This window comes from Streptomyces sp. NBC_00028, assembly GCF_045041065.1.
In the GTDB taxonomy this organism is placed as follows: Bacteria; Actinomycetota; Actinomycetes; order Streptomycetales; family Streptomycetaceae; genus Streptomyces.
On sequence record NZ_CP108294.1, the window covers coordinates 71115 to 97382 of the forward strand.

Consider the following 26268-nt stretch of genomic DNA (forward strand, 5'->3'; position numbering starts at 1 on the left):
ACGCGACCAGGTTCGACGGCGGCTCAAGTGGCATTCGAGGGGGGCTCTAGGGCCTGTCCGGCGGATCGGGTCGCAGGAAAGCCGCGGTGCCTCATCTACGCGGGTGAGCGGGGGCTGGCGCGTCGGAATGCAAGGCGGAGGAGGGCGGCGACGCGGAGCGTCGGCAACCGACGACAACGCCGCAGGCCGGCGTGCCAGCCCCCGCGTCTGCGGCATGATCCGCCGGACAGGCCCTGGGCGGGGCGCCGATATCGCGGTGCACCGATGGTGCGTACGGCGTCGCCCGCGCCGTACGCACCATCTCGTTCCCGCCGTCAGGGCGACGGGGTCGGGGCGTGGGCCGGGGTCGTCAGGGCCCGGTCCACGAGCGGGCCGGCGAGGCCGGTGTAGCCGGCCGGGTCGAGGAGAGCGGTCGCCTCCTCCCGGGTGAGGAGGCCGGCGAGCTGGGGCAGGTCGGCCAGGACGTCGGCCAGGGGGAGCCCGGTGCGGGAGGCCAGCATCGAGGCCTGGGTGAGCAGTTCCTTCGCCGCCGTCTTGCCCAGGCGCGGCGCGAGGACGGCGGAGACGCGTTCGGAGACGAGCTGTCCGCCGGTCGCGGCGAGGTTGGCCCGCATCCGCTCCGGGCGCACCAGGAGCCCGCGGGCGAGTTCGACGGCCGTGTGCGCGGCGCCTCCGGTCAGCCGCAGGGCCTCGCGCAGGGGCTGCCATTCCGCGTGCCACATCCCGGCCGACCGTTCGTCCTCGGTGGGCAGGGCTTGCAGCAAGACGGTGGCCAGCGCGGGGACCTGGAGCGCGGCCGAGCGGATCAGGGTGGCGAGTACGGGGTTGCGTTTATGCGGCATCGCCGAGGAGACGCCGCGTCCGGTGACCGCGGGTTCGGCGACCTCGCCGACCTCGGTGCGGGTCAGGACCAGCACATCGGCGGCGATCTTGCCGAGGGCGCCGGTGGTGTGGGCGAGCGCCGCGCCGAGGTCGGCGACGGGGGTGCGCAGGGCGTGCCAGGGCAGGGCGGGTACGGCCAGACCGGTCTCGTCGGCGAAGGCGGCGCCGAGTTCGTCGAGCACCCTCGCGGGGTCGGCGCCCTCACCGGCGTACTGGAGGTAGCCGGCGAGGGTGCCGGCCGCGCCGCCCAGCGCGACCGGCAGTTCGATGCGTTCCAGGCGCTCGACGGAGTCGAGGACCAGTTGCCGCCAGCCGGCCGCCTTGAGCCCGAAGGTGGTGGGTACGGCGTGCAGGGCGAGGGTGCGGCCCGCGGTGACCGTGTCCCGGTGGGCGGCGGCGAGGCGGCCCAGGGCGTCGGCGACCGACCGCAGATCGCGGACGATCAGCCGCAGCGCCCGTTGGGCCACCAGCATCGCGCCGGTGTCGAAGACGTCCTGGCTGGTGGAGCCGCGGTGGACGTACTCGGCGGCCTGCGGGGAGTGTTCGGCGACGACCGCGGTGAGCGCCTTGACCAGGCCCACGACCGGGTTCGCGGTCTCCCGCGCGGCCAGGGCGAGTTCGCGTACGTCGAGCAGGTCGGCGCGGGCCGCGGCGGTGATGGCCGCGGCGGCCTGGGCGGGGACGGTGCCGCAGCGGGCCTGGGCGCGGGCCAGGCCCGCCTCCGCGTCGAGCATCGCCTGGAGCCAGGCGCCGTCCCCGACGGCCGCCTCGGCCTCGGTGCCCGCCCGGACCGGGGAGAGGAGCCCCGCGTCCAGGTGGGCGGAGAGGGTGTGCGCGCGTGAGGTCTCGTAGGGGGGCGTCATGCGATCGCCTTCGTGTGAGGTGCGGCGGCCCGGGTCACCGTGGCTGACTCCGCTGTGTGCGCGGGCAGTTCGGGCTGGGCCAGGACCGCCGCCGCGATGGCGTCCGAGTCCTCCAGGGTGACCGAGCCGACGCCCGGCCGGATGCCCGCGGCGGTCACCCAGTGCACCGACTCGGTGGGCACGCCGTACGCGAACCGCCGTGGATGCGGGGCGCCTTGGGCGTCGAGGAGGTGGTAGGGCCGCTCGCCCACCGCCAGGCCGCCGGTCTCGTAGGTTCCACCCGGGCCGGGGATGGTGAACGGCTGACACTGGCCGGTGTCCAGCAGCCCGCTCATCAGCGGGTCCGCGGTGCGCCGCAGGTCGATCTCGGGCAGCCGGGCCTCGATGAGGACGGTGGCCCGGATCGACACGTCCGGTATCGCGGTCGACGTGGCGGTGAAGCAGGGGCCCAGCGGGTCGTCGCCGTCGGCGGTGACGCGCAAGCCGGGGCCGGTCACGTCGAGGATGCCGGCGTCCATGAGCGCGGCCATCTCCTCGATGCGGGAGGCGGGCGGGCCGATGGAGAGATAGGCGTTGAGCGGGGTGTACCAGCCGTCGAGGTGGTCCCGGTGGGACTCGGCGGTCAGGCCCGCGTGGTCGACGGCGAGCCGCAGCTCGTTGCGCAGGTCCCGCAGGACGTCGAGGGCGGCCTTGACGGGCCCGCTGACGTTGCCCTGACGGGCCAGGCGCACGTCGTCGTCGAGGTGCCCGCGCAACCAGGCCCGGAAGGCGGCCCGGTCGGCGAAGACACGGTCGCCGTAGGGACGGGCTATGAGCTCCCAGTCCCAGCGTTCGGCGGCGGGGACCCCGGTGGCGTCCAGGAGGTGGTCCTCCTCGGGGCCGGGTTCGGCGTGCAGATAGGCCTCGACGAAGGTGTCGACGGCGGCCGTGGCCTCACCGCGTGCGGTGAGCAGTGCCGCGTAGTAGACGCCGCACACCTCCTTGGACACCAGCGGCCACAGGTCGGCGGCGAAGTCGATCGCGCCGCTGTGCGGGGCGCGGGCGCGCAGTTCGGCGATGTAGCCGGTGGTCAGCAGCCGGGGGTGGTGGCGGCCGTGGGCACCCTTCTCGTTCTCGCCGCGCGCCTGGTAGGGCACGCCGCGCCGGGAGCCGGCATACAGCCGGGGTTCGCGGCCGGAGGGCCGGTAGACCAGGCGGCCGTCGACGCGGGTGAAGACGCCGCCCCTGCCGTAGGTGAACAGGGCGAGATAGTCGAAGAAGTTGAGCCCGAGTCCGCGCAGCAGTACGGGTTCGCCGGGGCCGATGCCGGAGAGGTCGACGTCGGCCGGGTTGGACGGGGCGAGGTAGATCAGGCCGTTGCGCTCGGCGTAGGCCGTCAGCCCGGCTTCCGTGTCGGAGAGCCGGACCGGGACATGGCCCTGGGCGAGGACGACGGCGGACAGGCCGGTGAGCCGGGTGCCGTCCTCCAGGACGACGGTCTGCGGGCCCGTCCGCACGGTCTCGTCCTCAAGAGCGACCGCGCGCACCGGGTGCGTCAGCACCGTCACATGGGCGGCGGCGTCGGCGACGACCTGCTGGAACGCCCAGGTGAGATAGGAGCCGTAGAGGGCCCGGGTGGGGTAGCTGTCGGGACCGAGGCGGCCGGCCTCGGCGAGGGCGGCCTCGTCGTAGCCGCACTCCGCGCCGGGCTCCAGGGTGCTGGAGGCCAGGGCCTTGGCCCATTCGTACAGGCTCGGCCCCTCGTCCAGCGGGCCGTCGATGCGGACGCTGGCGTCGGTGTAGACCGTGACCTGTGAGGCGACGGTGTTCATCAGCAGATGCCGGGACTGCGTAGGACGCCACACCCGTCCCGCGCCCGGGGGGTCCGGGTCGACGACGTGGACGGTGACGGCATCCCAGCGCGGCGATTTCCGTTCCTGGGCACAGAGCCGTTCCAGTACGGAAAGGCCACGCGGCCCGGCGCCGACGAGACAGACCTTCAAGTGACCGGTACCTCCACGCTCGACGGGCAGGACAGGGTCGCGCTGGTCCAGGCGGCCGGCCGGGACCGGGTCCCCCGGAACCCTCGGACCGGCCACCGACGTGCGCGGCCTTGCGGTGAGTCCGACGCTTACTGCGCGTTCGCCTGCATGCGTACCGTCCACAGCGCCTCCTTTCTCCGCAACGGTCGGGGCAGTCGCTCAACCAATGCTTAGATCCCGGTTGAACCCCGCTTGAGAAAACGGAAGCCGGTCTCCTGATCAGGTCTGTCCTGGCTCCCTGCCGAGCCGCGAAGAAGGCTGTATCGGGACTCCAGCAGGCCTCGGTCAGCCCTCGGTACGTTCATCGAAAAGCGTCACCGATTCCGCTTCGGACGGAATCGCACCGACTCTCCGGGGATATGGATGGGAATCTGGAGTTCCCCTGAAGAAGCAATGGTCCGCGAGCGCCCCACGCGCACGCGGGAGTTGGGAAATCGACGGGGGTACGGGACATGGAAAACGCATGGAATTTCACGGAGGTCGCGGACGGCGAGCCGCCTCGTGAGGGAGATTCGATGAACACCGACCCGTGCCCCAGGAGCCACGACGTCGAGCGGCGCGCCGGCACCGGGTCACTGCTGTGCGCCGACTGCCTGGGTCAGGTGGAGCGCGATCTGCGCGCGCTGCCCGGGCTGCACCAGGAGAGCCTGCACCATGTGTCGCCGACGCCCCGGCGCACCAACCCGACGAAGGTGTCGGGCAGTGCGCGGCGGGACTACCTGAACATCTCGGTGCTGGATGCCCGGCACAACATCCTCGAGACTCTCGTTTCCTGGTCGGAGATCGTCGTGGAGCAGCGGGGAGTCCCGGCTCCGGCGCATTCCGTTCCGCAGCTGTCGAGGTTTCTGGCACGGCATCTGGAGTGGCTCGCGGCGCAGCCGCCGGCCGCCGATTTCGTGGACGAGATCGAGGGCCTCGTCGTTGAGTTGCGCGGCACGATCGACCCCGATCCCAGCAGTGTGAACGCCCTCGTCCGCCAGTGCGCCATGGACGACTGCGAAGGAACGATGAGGCCCGCGCTGAATGGCGGGGTCACTGGTAACGGCAGCATCGAATGCTCGGCCGGACATTCCTGGGAAATGCACGAATGGCTGAACCTGAGGCGGCTCATGGAGCAGCAGCGAAAGGGTGTCACCGCATGATGAAACCGCCACGTCACCGGCTTGTCCCCACGAATGTGGCGGCGCTCGCCGTGGGGGTGTCCGAGGCGACCATTCGTAAATGGGTGAGCCGCGGGAAGATCACCCGCTACGGCGCGCCGAACTGCCGCTCGGAATTCGACATCGACGAGCTGACGGAGATCGCCCTGCAGCGCCGTCCGCGCACCTGCCCGTGAACGCCGCAGCGCAGAAACGACAAGGGGAGCTGAGTGGGTTGACACTACCGACCTCATTGGAAGGAGTGCCGGGAAGCCGCCGGGCTCGCTCCGTGGGCATCGGCCGCGCCCATGCCAAGGCCATCCTGCTGGGAGAGCACGCGGTCGTGTACGGGGCGCCGGCGCTGGCGCTGCCGATTCCGCAGCTCACGGCCACGGCGAGCGCCGGATGGTCGACGCCGACCGGCGATGCGCAGGGCGAGTTGTCCTTCACCATGACCGGTTCCGCGTCCCGCGCGGTGGTGACGTGGGCCTCCGACGGTCTGCGTCAGCTGACCCATGCCTTCAAGGAGCGCATGGGCATCACCGGCACCCGGCACCTGGACGTGATCCTCGACGGTGCCATCCCGCTCGGTCGCGGGCTCGGTTCCAGCGCCGCCCACTCGCGGGCGATCGTCATGGCCCTGGCCGATCTCTTCGACCGTGAGCTGGACCGCAGTACGGCGTTCGAGCTGGTGCAGACGGCCGAGAACGTGGCGCACGGCCGGGCCAGCGGCGTGGACGCCATGGCCGTCGGCGCGGCGGCCCCGCTGCGCTTCCAGGCGGGCCAGGCCCGGGATCTGACCGTGGGCTGCGAGGGCCTGTTCATCCTCGCGGACAGCGGTACGGCCGGCAGCACCAAGGAAGCCGTAGCGCTGCTGCGGTCCGGGTTCCAGCGCGAGGCCGGGGCCCAGGAGCGGTTCCTGCGCCGGGCGACCCGGCTCGTCGACGCGGCCGAAGTGGCCCTCGCCGACGGCAGGTCGGAGCGGCTCGGGGCACTGCTGACGGCGTACCACGAGCTGATGCGGGCCGCCGGGCTGAGCACCGACCGGATCGACGCCATGGTCGAGGGCGCGCTGAAGGCGGGCAGCCTCGGCGCCAAGATCACCGGCGGTGGCCTGGGCGGCTGTGTCCTCGCCCTGACCCAGCCGGAGCAGGCCCGCGAGGTCGCCCGGCAACTGCACGAGGCCGGCGCCGTCCAGACGTGGGTCGTGCCGCTGAGGAGGGTCGCCGACCATGCACACTGACCAGCCGACCGTACGAACGGATCAGCAGACCGTACGTGCCAAACAGCCGGTCGCGACCGCCGTCGCGCACCCGAACATCGCGCTCATCAAGTACTGGGGCAAGAGCGACGAGAAGCTGTTCCTGCCCCGCACGGACAGCCTGTCGATGACCCTGTCCGTGTTCCCCACGACCACCCGCGTCCGCCTCGCCCCCGAGGCAGGGCAGGACACGGTCGTCTTCAACGGGCGGCCCGCGACCGGTGAGGCCGAGCGCCGCATCGTCGCGTTCCTGGACCTGGTCCGGGAGCGGGCGGGCAGCGCGCTGCGGGCCGTCGTCGACACCGAGAACACCGTGCCCACCGGGGCCGGACTCGCGTCCTCGGCCAGCGGGTTCGCCGCGCTGGCCGTCGCCGCGTCCGCCGCCTACGGGCTCGATCTGGACGCGCGGGGCCTGTCACGGCTGGCCCGGCGCGGTTCCGGCTCGGCCTCGCGGTCGATCTTCGGCGGCTTCGCCGTCTGGCACGCGGGCACGCCCACCGGCACCCCGCAGGAGGCGGACGCGAGCTCGTACGCCGAACCGGTGGACGCCGCCCGGCTCGACCCGGCGCTGGTCGTCGCGGTCGTCAACGCGGGCCCCAAGGAGGTGTCCAGCCGTACGGCGATGCGCCGCACCATGGACACCTCCCCGTTGTTCGAGCCGTGGGCGGAGTCCAGCAAGGCCGACCTCGTGGACATGCGGGCGGCGCTGGGGCGCGGTGACCTGGAGGCGGTCGGTGAGATCGCCGAACGCAACGCGCTCGGTATGCACGCCACGATGCTGGCGGCGCGCCCCGCGGTGCGTTACATGTCGCCGGCCTCGCTCACCGTCATCGACAGCGTGCTGCGACTGCGCCGCGACGGGGTTCCGGCGTACGTGACGATGGACGCCGGACCGAACGTCAAGGTGCTGTGCCGGCGCGCGGACACGGACCGGGTGGCGGCGGTCGTACGCGAGGCCGCCGCGGGCGGTTCGGTGCACGTCGCCGTGCCCGGGCCGGGTGCCCGGCTGCTGGACGAGGGCGTGTGATGGCCGGTCAGCGGGCCGTGGCGCGGCGCGCGCCGGGCAAGTTGTTCGTCGCGGGTGAGTACGCGGTGGTCGAGCCCGGCAACCAGGCGATCCTGGTGGCCGTCGACCGGTACATCACCGTCACCGCGTCCGAGCCCGAGGCCTCTGACGCCGAGGCCGACGCCGATGTCGTCGTCGACTCCGACCTCGGCGCGCGGCCGGTGCGGCTGCGCCGGCGCGGCGGCCGGCTGGCCGGGGGCGACGGGCGGATGCCGCATGTGGTGTCCGCGGTCGAGACCGTGGCCGAGCTGCTCGACGAACGCGGGCTGCCCGTACCGCCGTTGAAGGTGTCGATCAGCAGCACCCTGCACGAGCACGGCCGCAAGTACGGCCTGGGTTCCAGCGGCGCGGTGACGGTGGCGACCGTCGACGCGGTGACGTCGTACTGCGGTCTGCGGCTCACGACCGAGGAGCGGTTCCGGCTGGCGCTGCTCGCCACCGCCCGTATCGAGCCGAAGGGTTCGGGCGGTGATCTCGCCGCCAGCACCTGGGGCGGCTGGATCGCCTACCGCGCCCCCGACCGGGCGCAGGTCCTCGACCTGGCCCGCGCCCGGGGCGTGGCGGAGGCGCTGCGGGCGCCCTGGCCCGGTTTCTCGGTACGGCGGCTGCCGGCACCGGCCGGGCTGTCCTTCCAGGTCGGCTGGACCAAGAGCCCCGCCTCGACCGAGGCCCTCGTCTCCGACCTGCACCGGCGCCGGACCTGGCGGGGCAGCGCCTCGCACCAGAAGTTCATCGCGACCACCGCCGACTTCGTCCAGGCCGCGGTCACCGCGCTGGAGGACGGCGACGGCCCCGCGCTGCTGCACGAGATCCGGCGGGCCCGGCAGGAGCTGGCCCGGCTGGACGACGAGGTCGGCCTCGGCATCTTCACGCCCGAACTGACCGCGCTGTGCGACGCGGCCGAAGCGGTCGGCGGCGCGGCCAAGCCCTCCGGGGCGGGCGGCGGCGACTGCGGTATCGCCCTGCTCGACGAGCGCGCCGCGCACGACATCTCGCAGGTACGTCAACGGTGGGCCGCGGCCGGGGTGCTGCCCCTGCCCCTGCGTCCCGCCCTGGAAGGGAACGAAGCATGAGTAGCGCTCAGCGCAAGGACGACCACGTCCGGCTCGCCATGGAGCAGCAGCACGCGCACAGCGGACGCAACCAGTTCGACGAGGTGTCGTTCGTGCACCACGCCCTGGCCGGCATCGACCGCCCGGACGTGTCCCTGGCCACGAGCTTCGCCGGCATCACCTGGCAGGCGCCGCTCTACATCAACGCGATGACCGGCGGCAGCGCCAAGACCGGTGCCATCAACCGGGACCTGGCCACCGCCGCCCGGGAGACCGGGGTGGCGATCGCGTCGGGTTCCATGCACGCCTACTTCAAGGACCCGTCCTGCGCGGAGACCTTCCGGGTGCTGCGCAGTGAGAACCCCGACGGGTTCGTGCTGGCGAACGTCAACGCGACGGCGTCGGTCGACAACGCGCGCCGCGCCATCGACCTCATCGAGGCGAACGCGCTGCAGATCCACCTCAACACGGCGCAGGAGACGCCCATGCCGGAGGGCGACCGCTCCTTCGGTTCGTGGGCGGCACAGATCGAGCGGATCGCGGCCGGCGTCGACGTCCCCGTGATCGTCAAGGAGGTCGGCAACGGTCTGAGCCGGCAGACGATCCTCGCGCTGCCCAACCTGGGTGTGCAGGTCGCGGACGTCAGTGGCCGCGGCGGCACGGACTTCGCCCGGATCGAGAACGGCCGGCGTGAGCTCGCCGACTACGCGTTCCTGCACAACTGGGGCCAGTCCACGGTCGCCTGCCTCCTCGACGCGCAGGACGTCGGCATCCCCGTGCTGGCCTCCGGCGGGGTCCGCAACCCGCTGGACGTGACCCGCGCCCTCGCCCTCGGCGCCCGTGCCGTCGGCTCCTCCGGCGGGTTCCTGCGGACCCTGGTCGACGGTGGTGTCTCCGCGCTCGTCGCGCAGATCTCCACCTGGCTCGACCAGCTGGCCGCCCTCCAGACCATGCTCGGCGCGCGCACGCCCGCCGAACTCGCCCACTGCGACCTGCTGATCCACGGCGAGCTCCGCGACTTCTGTGTCGACCGGGGCATCGACACCCGGCGGTTCGCCCAGCGCTCCAGCTCCATCGACGCCCTCACCGAGATGACAGGAAGCTCACGATGACCGAAGCACACGCGATCGCCGGCGTCCCCATGCGCTGGGTCGGCCCCCTGCGCATCTCGGGGAACGTCGCCACCACCGAGACCCAGGTTCCGCTGGCCACCTACGAGTCGCCGCTGTGGCCGTCCGTCGGCCGCGGCGCGAAGGTCTCCCGGCTGGCCGAGAAGGGCATCGTCGCCACCCTCGTCGACGAGCGGATGACCCGCTCGGTCCTCGTCGAGGCCGTCGACGCCCAGACCGCCCTGACGGCCGCCCGCACCATCGAGGCCCGTATCGACGAGCTGCGCGAGGTGGTGCGCGGGTGCAGCAGGTTCGCCCAGCTCATCGGCATCCGGCACGAGATCAACGCCAACCTGCTGTTCATCCGCTTCGAGTTCACCACCGGCGACGCCTCGGGCCACAACATGGCGACCCTCGCCTCCGACGCCCTGCTCGCGCACCTTCTCAAGACGATCCCGGGCATCTCCTACGGCTCGATCTCCGGCAACTACTGCACGGACAAGAAGGCCACCGCCATCAACGGCATCCTCGGCCGCGGCAAGAACGTCGTCACCGAGATCCTCATCCCGCGTGACGTGGTGAGCGACGTGCTGCACACCACCGCCGGGAAGATCGTCGAGCTGAACATCCGCAAGAACCTGCTCGGCACCCTCCTCGCCGGCGGCATCCGCTCGGCCAACGCGCACTACGCGAACATGCTGCTCGCGTTCTACCTGGCCACCGGCCAGGACGCGGCCAACATCATCGAGGGCTCGCAGGGCGTCGTGATGGCCGAGGACCGCGACGGCGACCTCTACTTCGCCTGCACCCTGCCGAACCTGATCGTCGGCACGGTCGGCAACGGCAAGGGTCTCGGCTTCGTGGAGACGAACCTGACCCGGCTCGGCTGCCGGGCCGAGGCCGCGCCCGGCGAGAACGCCCGCCGCCTCGCTGTCCTCGCGGCGGCCACGGTGCTGTGCGGCGAACTCTCGCTGCTCGCGGCGCAGACCAACCCCGGTGAGCTCATGCGGGCGCACGTCCAGCTGGAACGCGACAACAAGACCGCAAAGGTTGGTGTCTAGGTCATGTCCCTCTCCATAGGAATCCACGATCTGTCGTTCGCCACGGGCGAGTTCGTGCTGCCGCACACCGCGCTGGCCGACTACAACGGCACCGAGATCGGCAAGTACCACGTCGGCATCGGCCAGCACTCGATGAGCATCCCCGCCGCCGACGAGGACATCGTGACCCTCGCCGCGACGGCCGCCGCGCCGATCATCGCCCGGCACGGCAGCGAGCGTATCCGTACGGTCGTCTTCGCCACCGAGTCCTCGATCGACCAGGCGAAGTCGGCGGGCGTGTACGTCCACTCGCTGCTCGGACTTCCCTCGGCGACCCGTGTCGTCGAGCTGAAGCAGGCCTGCTACGGCGCCACGGCCGCCCTCCAGTTCGCCATCGGCCTGGTGCAGCGCGACCCCGCCCAGCAGGTCCTGGTGATCGCCAGTGACGTCTCCAAGTACGAGCTGGACAGCCCCGGCGAGGCGACGCAGGGCGCGGCGGCCGTGGCCATGCTGGTCAGCCTCGACCCGGCCCTGGTGCGCATCGAGGACCCGTCGGGCCTGTTCACCGCCGACGTCATGGACTTCTGGCGGCCCAACTACCTCAACACCGCGCTGGTCGACGGCCACGAGTCCATCAACGCCTACCTCCAGGCCGTCGAGGGCACCTGGAAGGACTACAGCGAGCAGGGCGGACGCGGCCTGGAGGAGTTCGCCGCGTTCTGCTACCACCAGCCGTTCACGAAGATGGCCTTCAAGGCCCACCGCCACCTTCTGAATTACTGCGGCCAGGACACCGACAAGGACGCCATCGCGCAGGCCATCGGCCTGACCACGGCCTACAACACGGTGGTCGGCAACAGCTACACGGCCTCCGTGTACCTGGGTCTGTCGGCGCTGCTGGACCAGTCCGACGACCTGACCGGCAAGTCCATCGGCTTCCTCAGCTACGGCTCCGGCAGCGTGGCCGAGTTCTTCGCCGGTACGGTCGTCGCCGGCTACCGGGACCAGCTGCGCACCGAGGCGAACCACGAGGCCATCAACCGGCGCAAGCCGGTCGACTACGCCGGCTACCGCGACCTGCACGAGCGGTCGTTCCCCACGGACGGGGGCGACTACGCCACGGAGGAGCAGACGACGGGGCCGTTCCGGCTGGCCGGGATCAGCGGTCACAAGCGGATCTACCAAGCGCGCTGAGCGTTCGACTGCGGCGCCGTGGGGGCTGGTCGCGCAGTTCCCCGCGCCCCTGGGGCGTTGCCCGACCGGAGTCGTTTTCGTGCGGGCAGCCCCCGGGGGCGCCCGCACGATCCGGTCCCACATTCGCACAGTTATTCGAACATCACTTGAGGGGCGGCACTCGCATGCAGGATGTCAGGATCATCGGTACGGGTGCCTACGTACCGGACCGGATCGTCTCCAACGACGAAGTCGGCGCACCGGCCGGAGTCGACAGCGACTGGATCGTCACCAAGACGGCCTTCCGCGAACGGCGTTGGGCCGCCGACGGCGAGGCCACGTCGGACCTGGCGACCGCCGCGGCGCGTGCCGCGCTGGAGTCGGCGGGCATCACGGCCGCGCAGTTGTCCGTGATCGTGGTCGCCACGTCGACCCCCGACCGGCCCCAACCCCCCACCGCCTCCTATGTCCAGCGCAACCTCGGCGCGACGGGCGCTGCCGCCTTCGACGTCAACGCCGTCTGCTCCGGTGAGGTGTTCGCCCTGTCGGCGGCGGAGAACCTGCTGGCCCGTAAGGGCGGCCACGCCCTGGTCATAGGCGCCGACATCTACTCCCGCATCCTCAACCCCGCCGACCGCCGTACCGTCGTGCTGTTCGGCGACGGAGCCGGCGCCATCGTCCTGGGGCAGGGCGAGAGCGGGCCGCGGATCCGGCACCTGGACCTGCACACCTTCGGTGAGCTCTCCGACCTGATCAAGGTCCCCGGCGGCGGCAGCCGCGCCCCCCTGACGGCCGAGGCCCTTGAGGAGGGCCAGCAGTACTTCACCATGGACGGCCGGGGCGTACGCCGCTTCGTCGCCGACCATGTCCCGCAGCTGGTCAAGCAGTTCCTGCACGAGGCCGGTGTCGTCCCCGACGACATCCGTCACTTCATCCCGCACCAGGCCAACGGCGTCATGCTCGACGACCTCTTCACCGAGCTGGCCCTGCCGAACGCCACCATGCACAAGACCCTGGAGACCTACGCCAACACCGGCGCCGCCTCCATCCCCATCACCCTTGACGCGGCGCACCGAGCAGGCGCCCTGCACCGGGGTGACCTGATCCTCCTCGCCGGCTTCGGCGGCGGCATGGCCGCAGGGCTCGCCCTCATCGAATGGTGAGCCAGGAGCAATGAACCAGGAATGGTGAGTCAGGAACGGTGAGTCAGTTGGTGTCGCGGACGCGCTGTTCGTAACCGGGCCACAGGTCCCGGGCGAGCAGCCGTTCCTGCGCCGACAGCGGCAGATCAGCACGCAGTCGCTCGGGGTGGGCGGGCGGTGGCCCACCGACCCCCGGCGGCAGCACCAAAAACCGTCGCCAGAGCTGACCCGCGAGGAACCCGCGGGAGCCGGCGGCGGGATCAGCCATGTCCTGGCCGTGGCCGAGGCCCTGGCCCTGGGGCGTTCCGGTGCCGAGATGCATGGCTCCGAAGGCCGCCAGGGACCGCCAGAGCGGCCACAGGCAGCGGTCCCTCAACCATCGCGCACCGCCGCGCAGCAGACCGTTCATGTCCGCACCCCCTCCGCATAGCCGCTCGTCGGAAACTGCCAACGCCCACTCGTGGACCGGTGGAGCAGGGTGGCGTCAGTCGATGCCGCGTACGACGTGGGGCTCCCAGGAGTCGTCCTCGTCGATGCCCGCGAGCCGGAGCGGCGGGGCGAGGACGTGGATGTCCTGGGACTGTCTGCCGTCTTCTTCCGGGGTGTCGTACACCTGCTCCTCCTGCTGGGCTCTGTTCGGCTCGGTCGGTCGTGCCGTGGGCCTCACGCGGTGACGCGGGTCGCCGCCAGCACGTTGCGGTGGATGTCCAGGGCCGCCGTGGACTTGTTGAGGGTGATGTAGTGCAGGCCGGGGGCGCCCTCGGCGAGGAGCCGCTCGGCCATCGCGGTGGCGTACTCGACGCCGATGCGGTGACCGTCCGCCGGGTTGTCGCGGACGGCGTCCAGGCGGTGGGCGAGGTCCTCGGGGAAGGCGGCGCCGCTGAGTTCGGCGAAGCGGGCGATCTGGCGTACGTCGGTGGCCGGCATGATCTCCGGAATGACCGGGGTGTCGCAGCCGGCCGCGGCGACCCGGTCGCGCAGCCGCAGATAGTCCTCGACGTGGAAGAACATCTGGGTCACCGCGTAGTCGGCGCCCGCCTTGCACTTGGCGACGAAGTGCCGGATGTCGGACTCCCAGTCGGCCGAGCGCGGATGCCGCTCGGGAAAGGCCGCCACCCCGACGCTGAACTCCCCCGACTCCTTGACCAGGCGCACCAGTTCATGGGCGTGCGTGAAGCCTTCGGGGTGGGCGATCCAGGGGGCGTTGGGGTCGCCGGGCGGGTCACCGCGCAGGGCGAGGACGTCGCGGACGCCGGCGTCGGCGTACTGGCCGATGATGTGCCGCAGCTCCGACACCGAGTGCCCGACCGCGGTCAGATGGGCGACGGGGCGCAGGGTCGTCTCGGTCGCGATCCGCTTGGTCACCTCGACGGTACGGTCCCGGGAGGAGCCGCCGGCCCCGTAGGTGACCGAGACGAAGGTCGGGGCCAGGGGTTCGATCCGGCGGATCGCCTCCCAGAGCGTCCGCTCGCCCTTGGGTGTCTTCGGCGGAAAGAACTCGAAGGAGAACGACGGGGTTCCCCGGTCGAGCAGGTCGCGCAGGGTCGTCGTCACTCCCGGCCTCCGGCGTTGAAGTAGCTGGCTTCGGGGTGGTGCAGGACGATGGCGTCCGTGGACTGCTCGGGGTGCAGCTGGAACTCCTCGGACAGGTGGACGCCGATGCGCTCCGGCCGGAGCAGGTCGGCGATCTTCGCGCGGTCCTCCAGGTCGGGGCAGGCCGGGTAGCCGAAGGAGTAGCGGCAGCCCTGGTACTCGGTGCGGAACATGCCGTCCAGCGAGCCCGGGTCGCCCCCGGCGATACCGAGTTCGCCGCGTACGCGTGCGTGCCAGTACTCGGCGAGGGCCTCGGCCAACTGGACGGACAGGCCGTGCAGTTCGAGGTAGTCGCGGTAGGCGTTCGCCTCGAAGAGCCGGGCCGTCTCCTCCCCGATCCGCGAACCGACGGTGACGACCTGAAGCCCGACGACGTCCGTCTCCCCCGACTCCTCCGAACGGAAGAAGTCGGCCAGACACAGCCGACGTCCACGGCGCTGCCGCGGGAACGCGAACCGGGTCAGCTCGGACCCGTTCTCGTCCAGCAGGATCAGGTCCTCGCCCTTGGACACGCAGCGGAAGTAGCCGTGCACGACGGCTGCCTCAAGAAGGTTCTCCGTCTGAAGCCGGTCGAGCAGCCCGCGCAGCCGCGGCCGGCCCTCGGTCTCCACGAGCTCCTCGTAGGTCGGCCCGTCACCCTTGCGCGCCTGCTTCAGCCCCCACTGCCCCTTGAACAGGGCGGCCTCGTCCAGCCAGGAGGCGTACTCCTTGAGCTGGATGCCCTTGACGACCCGGGTGCCCCAGAAGGGCGGCGCGGGGACGGGATTGTCGACGGCCACATCGGAGCGCCCCCCTTCTTCAGGACTCTCCGGACTCTCCGCGACGACGACCGCACTCGCGACGGGCTTGACCCGGCGCTGCTTGAGCTCGGGCAGGACCGCGCCCGGCACGCCCCGCTTCACACCGATCAGCGCGTCCATCAACCGCAGGCCCTCGAACGCGTCGCGGGCGTAACGGACTTCGCCCTCGTAGATCTCGTGCAGATCCTGCTCGACATACGCCCGGGTCAGCGCCGCACCACCCAGGATGACCGGGTAATCGGCGGCCATGCCCCGGGAGTTGAGCTCCTCCAGGTTCTCCTTCATGATCACCGTGGACTTCACCAGCAGCCCCGACATACCGATCACATCGGCCCGGTGCTCCTCAGCCGCCTCCAGAATCGCCGAGACCGGCTGCTTGATGCCCAGATTGACCACGTTGTAGCCGTTGTTCGACAGGATGATGTCGACCAGGTTCTTACCGATGTCATGAACATCCCCGCGCACGGTGGCCAGCACGATCGTGCCCTTGCCCTCCGCGTCCGACTTCTCCATGTGCGGTTCCAGATAGGCGACCGCCGTCTTCATCACCTCGGCCGACTGCAACACGAACGGCAACTGCATCTGCCCCGACCCGAACAGCTCACCGACGACCTTCATGCCGTCCAGCAGGATCTCGTTGACGATGTCCAGCGCCGGACGGGTCTGGAGAGCGTCGGCAAGGTCCTGTTCGAGGCCGTTCTTCTCGCCGTCGATGATCCGCCGCTTCAGCCGCTCCTCCAGCGGCAGCGCGGCCAGCTCCTCGGCCTTGCCCGCCTTCAACGACTTCGCGGTGGCACCCTCGAACAGCGCCATCAGCTTCTGGAGCGGGTCATAGCCCTCGGCACGACGGTCGTAGATCAAATCGAGGGCCGTCTGCACCTCCTCCTCGCTGAACCGGGCGATCGGCAGGATCTTCGAGGCGTGCACGATCGCCGAGTCCAGACCGGCCTTGACGCATTCGTCCAGGAAGACGGAGTTGAGCAGGATGCGGGCGGCCGGATTCAGGCCGAAGGAGATGTTCGACAGGCCCAGCGTCGTCTGGACGTCCGGGTGACGCCGCTTGAGCTCGCGGATCGCCTCGATCGTGGCGATACCGTCCTTGCGCGACTCCTCCTGACCCGTGCAGATCGTGAAGGTCAGGGTGTCGATGAGGATGTCCGACTCATGGATGCCCCAGTTCCCGGTCAGATCGTCGATCAGCCGCTCGGCGATGGCGACCTTCGTCTCGGGGGTACGGGCCTGGCCCTCCTCGTCGATGGTCAGCGCGATCAGCGCCGCCCCGTGCTCCTGGGCGAGCTTGGTGACCTTCGCGAACCGGGACTCGGGGCCGTCACCGTCCTCGTAATTGACGGAGTTGATGACCGCACGCCCGCCCAGCTTCTCCAGCCCGGCCTGGATGACGTCGACCTCGGTGGAGTCCAGGACGATCGGAAGGGTGGAGGCGGTGGCGAAGCGTCCGGCCAGCTCCTCCATGTCGGCGACGCCGTCACGGCCGACGTAGTCCACGCACAGGTCCAGCATGTGCGCGCCCTCGCGGATCTGGTCCCGGGCCATCTCCACACAGTCGTCCCAGCGACCCTCCAGCATCGCCTCACGGAACTTCTTCGACCCGTTGGCATTCGTCCGCTCACCGATCGCCATGTACGCCGTGTCCTGACGGAACGGCACCGTCTGGTACAGCGAGGCCGCGCCCGGCTCCGGACGCGGTTCCCGCTCCCCCGGCGCCATGCCCCGTACCCGCTCGACGATCTGACGCAGATGCTCGGGCGTCGTACCGCAGCAGCCGCCGATCAGGGACAGGCCGTAGTCGCGTACGAAGTTCTCCTGGGCGTCCGCCAACTCCGAAGGGGCCAGCGGGTAGTGGGCGCCGTCCTTGGTCAGGACCGGCAGGCCGGCGTTGGGCATGCAGGAGAGCGGGATGCGGGAGTGGCGGGCGAGGTAGCGCAGGTGCTCGCTCATCTCGGCGGGGCCGGTCGCGCAGTTGAGGCCGATCATGTCGATGCCGAGGGGCTCCAGCGCGGTCAGCGCGGCGCCGATCTCGGAGCCGAGGAGCATGGTGCCGGTCGACTCCACCGTCACCGACACGATCAGTGGCACGTCCAGGCCGAGGGCTTCGAGGCCGCGGCGGGCGCCGAGGACGGCGGCCTTGGTCTGGAGCAGGTCCTGGGTGGTCTCCACGAGCAGCGCGTCGGCGCCGCCGGCGATGAGGCCCTCGGCGTTCCGCTGGTAGGCGTCGCGCAGGAGGGGGTAAGGGGCGTGGCCGAGGGTGGGGAGCTTGGTGCCGGGGCCCATGGAGCCCAGGACCCAGCGCTGACGACCGTCGCCTGCCGTGTACGCGTCGGCGGTCTCGCGGGCCACGCGGGCGCCGGCCTCGGACAGTTCATGGACGCGCTCGGGGATGTCGTACTCGCCGAGGGCCGCGTGGTTCGCGCCGAAGGTGTTGGTCTCCACGCAGTCGACGCCGGCGTCGAAGTACTCCGCGTGCACCGAGCGGACGATGTCCGGGCGGGTGACGTTGAGGATCTCGTTACAGCCTTCGAGGTTCTCGAAGTCCTCAAGGGTCGGGTCCTGCGCCTGGAGCATGGTGCCCATGGCTCCGTCGGCGACCACCACACGGGTGGCGAGCGCCTCGCGGAGGGCGGCGATGCGGGATTCGTGGGTGACGCCGAGGCGGGTTTCGTCGGTGGCGGCGACGCGGTTTTCGTCGGGGGCGGTCATGACAGCTCCGCCAGGACGGACGCGAGCGGCTGGGCCGCGTCGGGGCCGTAGGTGTGCTCGACGATGCCGGTCAGCTGCGCCCGGTCGATCTCGTACGACTGCGAACCGACCGCGCCGAGGACGACGGAGGCCAGCGCACAACCCAGTCGGGCCGCGGACTCCAGCGGGGCGCCCTGGCCTACGGCGGCCAGGAAGCCGACGCGGAAGGCGTCGCCGACGCCGGTCGGGTCGGCGGTCGGGGCGTCGGGAACGGCGGGGACGACGAGGGGTGCCTGACCAAGGCGTTCGAGGCGTACGCCCTTCTCGCCCAGGGTGGTGACCCAGGTGCCGACGGTCGCGAGGACGTCGGCGCGGCTCCAGCCGGTGCGCTCCTTGAGGAGCGCGGCCTCGTACTCGTTGGTGAAGAGCCAGGTGGCGCCGTCCACGAGGTCGCGGACCTGGGGGCCGTCGAGGCGGGCCAGTTGCTGTGAGGGGTCGGCCGCGAAGGGGATGCCGAGGTCGCGGCATTCCGCGGTGTGGCGCAGCATCGCCGCCGGGTCGTCGGGCGAGATGAGGACGAGGCCGGGGCGGTCGGGTCCGGTGACGAGCGGGCGCAGGTCGATGTCGGACGCCTCGGCCATCGCGCCCGCGTAGAAGGCGGCGATCTGGTTGGTGTCCTCGTCGGTGATGCACATGAAGCGGGCGGTCTGCCGTTCCGCGGAGACGTGCACTCCCCCGGTGTCGACGCCGTGCTCCTTCAGCCACAGCTCGTACTCAGCGAAGTCCGTGCCCACCGCTCCGATCAGCAGGGGTGCGAGGCCGAGGCCGCCGAGCCCGAAGGCGATGTTCGCGGCGACACCGCCGCGGCGTACCTCAAGTCGGTCGACGAGGAAGGAGAGCGAGACGTGGGCGAGCTGCTCGGGCAGCAGCTGGTCCGCGATCCGTCCGGGGAAGACCATCAGGTGGTCGGTGGCTATCGATCCTGTCACCGCGATGCGCACGGGCACTCCTTGGGTCGCTTCGGTCGCTGATCACCGGTGGTGCGTGTGTCGGCCGACAGCGCCGGGCCCGGCCGTCGGGAGGTCGGACTCAGCCGCCCGCGGCTGCCTTGAGCTGCTGGGCGCGGTTGGTGTGTTCCCAGGTGAAGTCGGGGAGTTCGCGGCCGAAGTGGCCGTAGGCGGCGGTCTGGATGTATACGGGGCGCAGGAGGTCGAGGTCGCGGATGATGGCGGCGGGACGCAGGTCGAACACGTCGGTGATGGCCTGCTCGATGGCCTCGACGGCGACGGTGTTCGTCCCGAAGGTCTCCACGAACAGTCCGACCGGTTCGGCCTTGCCGATCGCGTAGGCGACCTGCACCTCGCACCGCTTCGCGAGTCCTGCGGCGACGACGTTCTTGGCGACCCAGCGCATGGCGTAGGCGGCGGAGCGGTCGACCTTGGAGGGGTCCTTGCCGGAGAACGCGCCCCCGCCGTGGCGGGCCATGCCGCCGTAGGTGTCGATGATGATCTTCCGGCCGGTCAGGCCCGCGTCCCCCATGGGCCCGCCGATCTCGAACCGGCCCGTCGGGTTGACCAGCAGCCGGTAGCCCTCCGTCTCCAGCTTGATCCCATCGGCGGCGAGCTGGGCCAGGACCGGCTCGACGACATGGGTGCGGATGTCGGGGGTGAGGAGGGCGTCGAGGTCGATGTCGGCGGCGTGCTGGGAGGAGACGACGACCGTGTCCAGGCGGACCGGCTTGTCACCGTCGTACTCGATGGTGACCTGCGTCTTCCCGTCCGGGCGCAGGTAGGGGACCGTGCCGTCCTTGCGCACCTGGGTCAGCCGGTAGGACAGGCGGTGGGCGAGTTCGATGGGCAGCGGCATCAGGCTCGGCGTCTCGTCGGAGGCGTAGCCGAACATCAGCCCCTGGTCGCCGGCCCCCTGACGGTCCAGGAGATCCTCCTCGCCCTCCACCCGTGACTCGTAGGCGGTGTCGACACCCTGGGCGATGTCCGGGGACTGCGCCCCGATCGACACGGACACCCCACACGAGGCGCCGTCGAAGCCTTTGGCGGAGGAGTCGTAGCCGATGTCGAGGATCGCCTCGCGCACCAGCTGGGCGATCGGGGCGTACGCGGTGGTGGTGACCTCACCCGCGATATGCACCTGACCGGTGGTGATCAGGGTTTCCACCGCGACGCGGGAGGCGGGGTCCTGGGTGAGCAGGGCGTCCAGGATCGTGTCGCTGATCCGGTCGGCGATCTTGTCGGGATGTCCCTCGGTCACGGACTCCGAGGTGAACAGACGACGGGACATGACACTCCAGTTGATTGCGGCCCAAGCACGGACGGCGTCACAGACCGGGCGAAGTGACCCGTGTCACGGCCACGATGGACGACGTCGAACGAGGAGCGCTTGAAGTGCGGCGGAACCGGGGTCGAGGGGCGGCCCGCATGGAGCTGACCAAGCACTACTGGGGACTGTCCGGTGTGCCGGCGTTCCTCATCCCCGCGTTCTTGAGGGCGCGGGCGAGTTCGCGGGCGCGTTCCTGGTCGTCGGCGGAGACTCCGGCGACCACGACCCTTGCTCGGGGGCCGCCGTCGGACGCGATGCGTCGGGCGAGGTCGCAGGCGAGGCCGCCGGCGCCGGAGAAGCCGCCCAGCAGGAGGTGGCGGCCGGTTCCGTGGGCGGCGAGGGCGGCGTGGGCGCTGTCGGCGTCGGTGGTGAGCACCAGCAGTTCGTCGGAGCCGGTGTAGGCGCGGGACAGCAGGTCGTAGCAGGTCGCCGGGGTGCCTGGCGGTGGGATCAGGCAGATCGTGCCCGACGCCTCGCGCCGTGCCGCGCGCAGGGTGACCAGTGGGGTGCTCCGGCCGGGGCCGGGGGGCTCGGTCATGCGGGGTACGGTCCTGCCCTCCAGGAGGCTCAGGATCTCCGCGACGGTGGTGGACTCCCCTGTCCTGGACGGGAGTTCGCGCAGCAGCGTGGCGCTCTGCACCAGCAGTTCGGCTGCCGCCTCCTCGTCGAGTACGTCGCGGTCGTGGACGCGGGTGAGGACGAGGCGGCCCGCGCTGTCGTGGTGGGCGAGCAGCCCGATGGGCAGGACGGAGCGGGCGGGTACGGTGCCGGGGAACTCGGCCTTGATGCCGTGGGCGGCGAGTTCGGCCTCCAGGCCCTTCACCGGGTGCGGGAGGTCCTCGAAGACGATGACGGTGTCTGCGTGTCCGGCGCCGGGCCCGTCCTGGTCGTGGGTGCGGAACCAGCCGACGGGAACCCATTCGTAGGCGGCCATGTCCAGGGCGCGGTCGCGCAGTTGGCGCAGCAGGTTGGGGATGGTGCCGGCCGGGTCCACGTCGACGGACATCGGCAGGGCGTTGCGCAGCGGTCCCAGCATGCGGGCGGCGCCGTCGAGGGGTATGCCGCGTCCGGGGGCGGTCACGGCGAAGCAGACGGGGGCGGGGCCGCCGGTCGCGTCGGAGGCGCGGTAGATGAGCATCGCCCAGACGGCCTGGAGGACCGTGCTCTCGGCGATGCCCCAGCGGCCCGCCCACAGCGCCAGACGGATGGTTTCTGCAGGGGTCAGCCGGAGCCGGGCCCGGCCCACGCCGGGCAGTGCCGCGGTGCCTCGGACGGAGCGGCCCGGCCTGGAGGCGGCGTCGTCGGGCGGGGTGGAGCGCGCCCAGAAGTCCTGGGTGGTCTCCGGGTCCTGGGCGGCGATCCAGGCGGCGTAGTCCCGCAGGTCGGGGCGGCGTTCGCCGCCGGGCAGGCTGCCGCCGGCGAGGTAGGCGCGATAGAACTCGCGCAGCAGGATGTGGGCGCTCCAGTTGTCGAGCAGCGCCCGGTGGTAGGTGAGCACGATCCGGGTGGGGGTGGAGGGGGCGCCGGTGCGGTGGCTCCCGTCCGTCTCCAGCAGGGTGAGGCGCAGGGCTCCGGGGCAGCGCAGGTCGAAGCCGCGCAACCGGTCGCGCTCCAGGAGCGGGGACCAGTCGTCGCCGCGGTGGACGCGGCGGGTGATCTCGGGGGCGACCCTGCTGTGGACCATGAGCTGGGGCTCGGGGCCACCGGTGAACGCGGTGCGCAGCACGGTTTCGCAGTCGAAGACGGCCTGCCAGGCGGCGGTGAAGCGCTCCAGGTCCAGCGGGCCGTGCCAGACCCATACGACCTGCTCGACATGGCGGCCGGTGCCGGGCTGTCCGTCGCCGCCCAGGTACAGCGCCGCCTGTTGGGGGGTGGCGCGGAAGACGGACGGAATCGGGGCGTCGGGAGCCTCGGCCAGCTCCGCCAGCACTTCGCGCAGCAGTTCGCCGAGGGCGGCCACGGTGGTGTCGGTGAGGCCGTCGGCCGGGTCCGGGATCCAGTCGAGACCGAAGTGCAGCTTGCCGTCGGCGATGTGGGCGCATGCGTGCAGTCGGTGCGAGGCGCTGCGCGCGGCGCTGCTGCCGTTGTCGCGGTCGCGGTCGATCGGGCCCCCGGGCACCGGGCGGACGGCGTGGGGCAGCAGTTCGTCCGGGCCGTGCAGGGTCAAGCAGGCCTGTGCGGGCGGCAGTTCGCGCAGGGTGGTCCGCAGCAGTGGGTCGGGGCTCCACTCCCGACAGGCCCCGAACCCGGCGCCGCCCGGTGCGTGTCCGGCGGCGGCCGCCAAGGGGCCCGCCACGGCGGCCAGTTGGCCCAGGGTGGTGAGGCCGCGGTCCAGGGTGAGATGGACGGGGTGCACGTCGGTGAGGCGGCCGACATGGCGACGTAGACCTGAATGGCCGGTGCGCGGGTCGCTGCGGACGTCGAAGGTGACGTCGTCGGTGTGCTGCCAGCGGGCCAGGGCCAGCGCGAACACACCGGTCAGCACCTGTCCGACGGTCAGTGCGAGCCGCTGCGCCAGGCTGTGGGTGATCCGCTCGGTGGCCGCCTCGGGCAGGGCGAAGCCGGTACGCCGTACGTCGACCGGTCCTGCGTTGGGCACGACTCCCGCCGGCCCGGCATCGGGCACCACCCCGGCCGGTCCCACCTCGGGCACCGCCCCCGCCGGCCCGGCGTCCCGCGTCTCCGCCAAGGCCGTGTCCGCCGCCTCGACGGTGTCGTTCGCGCGGGCCACATGGGCGGAGGTGCGGGAGTCGCCGCCCCCGGTCCTGCGCTCGGCGACGGTCGACCAGTGGCGCATCTCGGCGGGGTCGCGGGCCAGTTCGCGCAGTTCGGTGACCCAGTCGGTCAGCCCGCCCGGCGCGCGTCCCGGCCGCCGTACCGGAACGTCCGCCGTCACCGTTTCGAGGACGGTGAGGAGGTCGTCGGCGACGATCCGCCAGGAGGCGGCGTCCACCGCGATTTCATGGGCGACAAGGACCAGCCGGTCGGCACGCTCCCCCGCCGGGCGGCGGTCCCGGGCGAGCAGCGCCCGCAACTGGACGCCGGCGTAAGCGTCGAGGCCGCGGCCGACGGAGTCGACGGCGGCGCTGAACCCGGCCTCGTCGGTGAACTCGCCCTCGACCAGGAGTCCTTGCTCGGCCGAAGGCGGAGTGCCCTCCCGGTCCACGACCGTGACCGCGCCCTGTCCGCTCAGCCGCCCACCCCTGCTGTCGAGACGGAAGCCCAGCTGCGGATGGGCCGCCAGAACGGCGTGCAGCGCCTCGCGTACCGTGGCCGCGTCCAGCGGGCCGCCGGGTTCGAGGTACACCGCCTCGTAGCGGGGACCGCCGCCGGATGCGAGGGCCGCGCACTGGGCGGGTGTGAGGGGATGGTCGGCGGCGGACCGCTCGGTGAGCAGGTCGGCGAGGCGGCCCACCACGAAGGCGGCGGTCGCGTCCTCGGCCGGGGTGAACCGGAGCGTGTGGTGGTCGGGGCCGTGCCGCAGCAGCCGGTGCTGCCGGTCGGCCCGGTCGGGGTCGCCGTCGGCGAGTTCGCCCAGGACGCCCGCAAGCGCGGCAGCGTCGAGCGGCCCGCGCAACTCGAGGTCCCACGGGGTGTCGTGCGGGACGGGTCCGGGGTCCACGACCACGGACATCACCGCGTGCGAGGAGCGAGGAACAGTCATACGCGTCCAGGGACATGCGCTCCGCCGTGACCGGCGCGGTCCCCTCTCTCCTCTCGGTAGCTGGTGGATGAGCTGCTGGTGGCGCTCACTCAGCTCTTGCGGGAGCCGGCGCCGTGCCTAGGACGAGCCGCCTGCGGCCCCGGTGGGGGCCGGCCGTAAGGAGTGCGTACGACGTCGGCGGCACCGGCCGGGACGGACGGGGCCCGGGACCCTGCCGTACTGCCTCGCTTCCATGACCCCTCCCTGGTCCGCCGGAATCGACAACGGTCGTGCTCAGCACGCTAAGGGCAGCAGGGGCCCGGCGTCCGATTTCCCAAGCGGGTGTGGAGCGCTGCCCGAGTCCGGCAGAGGTCATCCGTGAGCCCGGCCCCCCGTTTCGCGCTCGCACGCCGGTCACAGCATGCGGACGGCGCTCTCCGCGTGCGTCTTGGCGTGGGCGAGCAGGACGCGGCTGTTGCGGCCGAGCGCCTCGCGCACATGCCGGCGGGCGTCGGCGAGGGTCGCCTGCTGGCCCAGTACGTCGGCGATCTGTTCCTCGCTCAGGACGACGTTGTGCTGGGCGGTGACCGTGACGCCCCGCTCGTCCGGGACGACGGACCACTCGCCGGTGTGGGCCTCCAGGAGGGGCAGCGGAACCGTCTGCTTGTAGACGATGCGTTCGGCGTGCGGGAAGCAGATCCGTACCGAGGAGGTGGTGTGGGTGCCGTACTCGGTACACGTCCGCATGGTCATGTGCTGCACGCCGGGGACGGTCTCGGTGAGGTCGACCTGCTGGACGTGGGGTGCCAGGTCGGGCCAGTCGCCGGCGCGGTAGAGGAAGTCGTAGACGAGTTCGGCGGGGCCCTTGATGTGGACCGTGTCCTCGAAGGACAGGACGAGTTCGTCCAGACGCGTCCAGCGCTCGGCGAACGCCTTGAGGTCGGCGAGTTGGGCGCGGGAGTGGGCGTCGGTGGCCCGCTGCGCCCATTCCAGGTCGTCGGGTGAGTCGGCGCCGACGCTGTAGTCGTAGCGCAGTTCGAGCTCGCTGTCGTGCGGGCCGTCCGGGCGGGCGCTCAGGATGCCGCCCGCCTTACGGAAGGGGGGTGCCGCGACCTCCTGCCAGAACTCCATGCGGCGTGCCACGGGGTCCAGATGCCGCTGCGAGGTCCACGCCTTGACCTGACCGTCGAGGAGGGTCCAGGTCCGCATACGCTCTCTTACGCCGTCGAATTCCAGTTGTTCCACATGGATGATCGAGGAGAAATAGAGCGGCCAGCTCGGCGCGTCGGCCATCAGCGCGTAGGCCACGCCGGCAGGTGCGGATGCGCGCACAGTGCGCGCCCTCTTGTCCGCATGCTCAGCAATCATTTGAGCTCCCCTCCTCTTATAGCGCCGACGGGAACATGAACGGGGTTTGTGGCGGCCGTCCGAGGACCGCCCCGAAGACCATTCGGAATATCTTCAGAATGCCCTTCGGAATGTCCTCGGAATGATCCTCTAAACGGTCTTCGGAAGACCGCTCGGAGACGAACAGAGTCCGGGTCGATCCGGGCGCGACCGGGTGGTGGTCGGCTCTCACCGACGTGTATTTCTGGAATTCACGGGGTGGGCGGGCGTCGTATGCCCGCGCCGGTTGTCCGCGTGCACTCGCTGCTCAGCCGACCGGCACGCTCTCCCGGGCGAGGCGGCCGGTGACCCGGCAGGCGCGGCCCAGCAGGCGGGGCAGTTCACGGCCGCGTGCGAAGAAGTGGTGCTGGGGGACGGTGCGGAGCCAGGAGGGCCCGTCGGTCCACTGCCGCCAGCCGTCCGCGATCGTGGGCGGTGCCAGCGGGTTGCCCTGTGAGGCGACGATCAGCATCGGGGTGGTGAGCGGCCCGGCAGAAGAGGGGGTCGCGGCCGCGTCCTCGAGGGACTGGGCGAGCTCCAGGTCGGCACGGAGCACGGGCAGCATCGCGTGCAGCCAGATGCCCTCGTCGCTGGTGGGCGGCACGGCACCGTTGGCGCTGAGGGCGTCGAGCAGTTCGGCGTCCGTCGCGGTGCGGGCGTCCGGCAGCGCGGGGGCCATGCGGGGCGGCGGGCAGGCGGCGAGGGCGAGAAGCGCCGGGCCGGGCAGGCCTGCCTCGTGCAGGACGCGGGTGACGCTGAAAGCGACCATCGCGCCGAGGCCGTGTCCGTAGAGGACGTACGGGCCGGGGTCCGGGTCGGTGAACCGGGGCAGTACGTCGGCGAGCAGGGCCTCATAGGCGGTTGTACGACTGTCGGATCGGTGGCGTGGGCCGCCCGGCGCGGGGACCGGGACCACCTCCACTCCGGGACCGATGTTCTCCGCCCAGTGGTCGAAGACGGAGACGCCTCCTCCGGAGTGCGCGAAACAGTGCAGGCGCACCGGCCGTTCGTCCGACATGACATCCTCCTCTACCCCGACCTGCGTCGCACGGGGTGGGATTCGA

At 71.5% G+C, this 26268-nt stretch carries 20 protein-coding genes; 9 read left to right on the top strand and 11 right to left on the bottom strand.

Annotation, left to right across the window (positions count from 1 at the left end; all coding sequences use genetic code 11):
- Window positions 1-314: 314 nt before the first annotated feature.
- The gene (gene pcaB, locus OG885_RS44515) at window positions 315-1745 is read right to left on the bottom strand and encodes a 3-carboxy-cis,cis-muconate cycloisomerase (RefSeq protein WP_331728949.1); all 1431 of its coding nucleotides are present in this window, start codon (window positions 1743-1745) and stop codon (window positions 315-317) included.
- The gene (locus OG885_RS44520) at window positions 1742-3727 is read right to left on the bottom strand and encodes an FAD/NAD(P)-binding protein (protein ID WP_331728952.1); all 1986 of its coding nucleotides are present in this window, start codon (window positions 3725-3727) and stop codon (window positions 1742-1744) included. Before OG885_RS44520 ends, pcaB begins: the two co-directional genes overlap by 4 nt.
- A 554-nt stretch (window positions 3728-4281) precedes the next feature.
- On the opposite strand from OG885_RS44520, the gene OG885_RS44525 reads away from it, so the two are divergent.
- The 9 genes from OG885_RS44525 to OG885_RS44565 all read left to right on the top strand — a co-directional run bounded on the left by OG885_RS44525 (window position 4282) and on the right by OG885_RS44565 (window position 12769).
- Entirely contained in the window at window positions 4282-4908 is a 627-nt protein-coding gene (locus OG885_RS44525; protein WP_331728955.1) for a hypothetical protein, read from the top strand.
- Window positions 4905-5102 carry a hypothetical protein gene (locus OG885_RS44530; protein ID WP_109499984.1) on the top strand — a complete coding sequence of 66 codons (198 nt, stop codon included), beginning with the start codon at window positions 4905-4907 and terminating at the stop codon, window positions 5100-5102. The genes OG885_RS44525 and OG885_RS44530 overlap by 4 nt, the downstream gene beginning before the upstream one ends.
- 92 nt (window positions 5103-5194) lie before the next feature.
- Complete coding sequence (gene mvk / locus OG885_RS44535) at window positions 5195-6148, top strand: mevalonate kinase (RefSeq protein ID WP_405743278.1); 954 nt, start codon at window positions 5195-5197, stop codon at window positions 6146-6148.
- Entirely contained in the window at window positions 6138-7193 is a 1056-nt protein-coding gene (gene mvaD, locus OG885_RS44540; RefSeq protein ID WP_331728968.1) for a diphosphomevalonate decarboxylase, read from the top strand. Before mvk ends, mvaD begins: the two co-directional genes overlap by 11 nt.
- Window positions 7193-8305 (top strand): phosphomevalonate kinase, encoded by a 1113-nt coding sequence (locus OG885_RS44545; protein WP_331728971.1) that lies wholly within the window; start codon window positions 7193-7195, stop codon window positions 8303-8305. The genes mvaD and OG885_RS44545 overlap by 1 nt, the downstream gene beginning before the upstream one ends.
- Complete coding sequence (gene fni, locus OG885_RS44550; RefSeq protein WP_331728973.1) at window positions 8302-9396, top strand: type 2 isopentenyl-diphosphate Delta-isomerase; 1095 nt, start codon at window positions 8302-8304, stop codon at window positions 9394-9396. Before OG885_RS44545 ends, fni begins: the two co-directional genes overlap by 4 nt.
- Complete coding sequence (locus OG885_RS44555; RefSeq protein WP_331728975.1) at window positions 9393-10454, top strand: hydroxymethylglutaryl-CoA reductase; 1062 nt, start codon at window positions 9393-9395, stop codon at window positions 10452-10454. Before fni ends, OG885_RS44555 begins: the two co-directional genes overlap by 4 nt.
- A 3-nt stretch (window positions 10455-10457) precedes the next feature.
- A complete protein-coding gene (locus OG885_RS44560; RefSeq protein ID WP_331728979.1) occupies window positions 10458-11627 on the top strand; it encodes a hydroxymethylglutaryl-CoA synthase in 1170 nt (389 codons plus the stop codon).
- 164 nt (window positions 11628-11791) lie between these two features.
- Window positions 11792-12769: a ketoacyl-ACP synthase III gene (locus OG885_RS44565; RefSeq protein ID WP_331728982.1), complete on the top strand. Its 978-nt coding sequence runs from the start codon at window positions 11792-11794 to the stop codon at window positions 12767-12769.
- A 43-nt stretch (window positions 12770-12812) separates the two neighbouring features.
- On the opposite strand, the gene OG885_RS44570 is transcribed toward OG885_RS44565, so the two are convergent.
- From OG885_RS44570 to OG885_RS44610, 9 genes are all read right to left on the bottom strand, one after another.
- A complete protein-coding gene (locus tag OG885_RS44570) occupies window positions 12813-13157 on the bottom strand; it encodes a DUF6059 family protein (protein ID WP_331728985.1) in 345 nt (114 codons plus the stop codon).
- Between the two features lie 75 nt (window positions 13158-13232).
- Window positions 13233-13361, bottom strand: a complete 129-nt coding sequence (locus OG885_RS44575; protein WP_405743282.1) for a hypothetical protein — start codon at window positions 13359-13361, stop codon at window positions 13233-13235.
- 50 nt (window positions 13362-13411) lie between these two features.
- Window positions 13412-14302, bottom strand: a complete 891-nt coding sequence (gene metF / locus OG885_RS44580) for a methylenetetrahydrofolate reductase [NAD(P)H] (protein WP_329344774.1) — start codon at window positions 14300-14302, stop codon at window positions 13412-13414.
- Window positions 14299-17859, bottom strand: coding sequence for a methionine synthase (metH, locus tag OG885_RS44585; RefSeq protein WP_331728992.1), 3561 nt, complete (start codon window positions 17857-17859; stop codon window positions 14299-14301). The genes metF and metH overlap by 4 nt, the downstream gene beginning before the upstream one ends.
- Window positions 17856-18839: a carbohydrate kinase family protein gene (locus OG885_RS44590; protein WP_331728995.1), complete on the bottom strand. Its 984-nt coding sequence runs from the start codon at window positions 18837-18839 to the stop codon at window positions 17856-17858. Before OG885_RS44590 ends, metH begins: the two co-directional genes overlap by 4 nt.
- A gap of 88 nt (window positions 18840-18927) precedes the next feature.
- On the bottom strand, window positions 18928-20136 hold the full coding sequence (metK, locus tag OG885_RS44595; protein ID WP_331728998.1) for a methionine adenosyltransferase: 1209 nt from the start codon (window positions 20134-20136) through the stop codon (window positions 18928-18930).
- A gap of 154 nt (window positions 20137-20290) precedes the next feature.
- Entirely contained in the window at window positions 20291-23839 is a 3549-nt protein-coding gene (locus tag OG885_RS44600) for a condensation domain-containing protein (RefSeq protein ID WP_405743286.1), read from the bottom strand.
- A 393-nt stretch (window positions 23840-24232) separates the two neighbouring features.
- Window positions 24233-25186 (bottom strand): aromatase/cyclase, encoded by a 954-nt coding sequence (locus OG885_RS44605; RefSeq protein ID WP_331729004.1) that lies wholly within the window; start codon window positions 25184-25186, stop codon window positions 24233-24235.
- A gap of 286 nt (window positions 25187-25472) precedes the next feature.
- The gene (locus OG885_RS44610; protein WP_331729007.1) at window positions 25473-26222 is read right to left on the bottom strand and encodes a thioesterase domain-containing protein; all 750 of its coding nucleotides are present in this window, start codon (window positions 26220-26222) and stop codon (window positions 25473-25475) included.
- Window positions 26223-26268 lie beyond the last annotated feature (46 nt).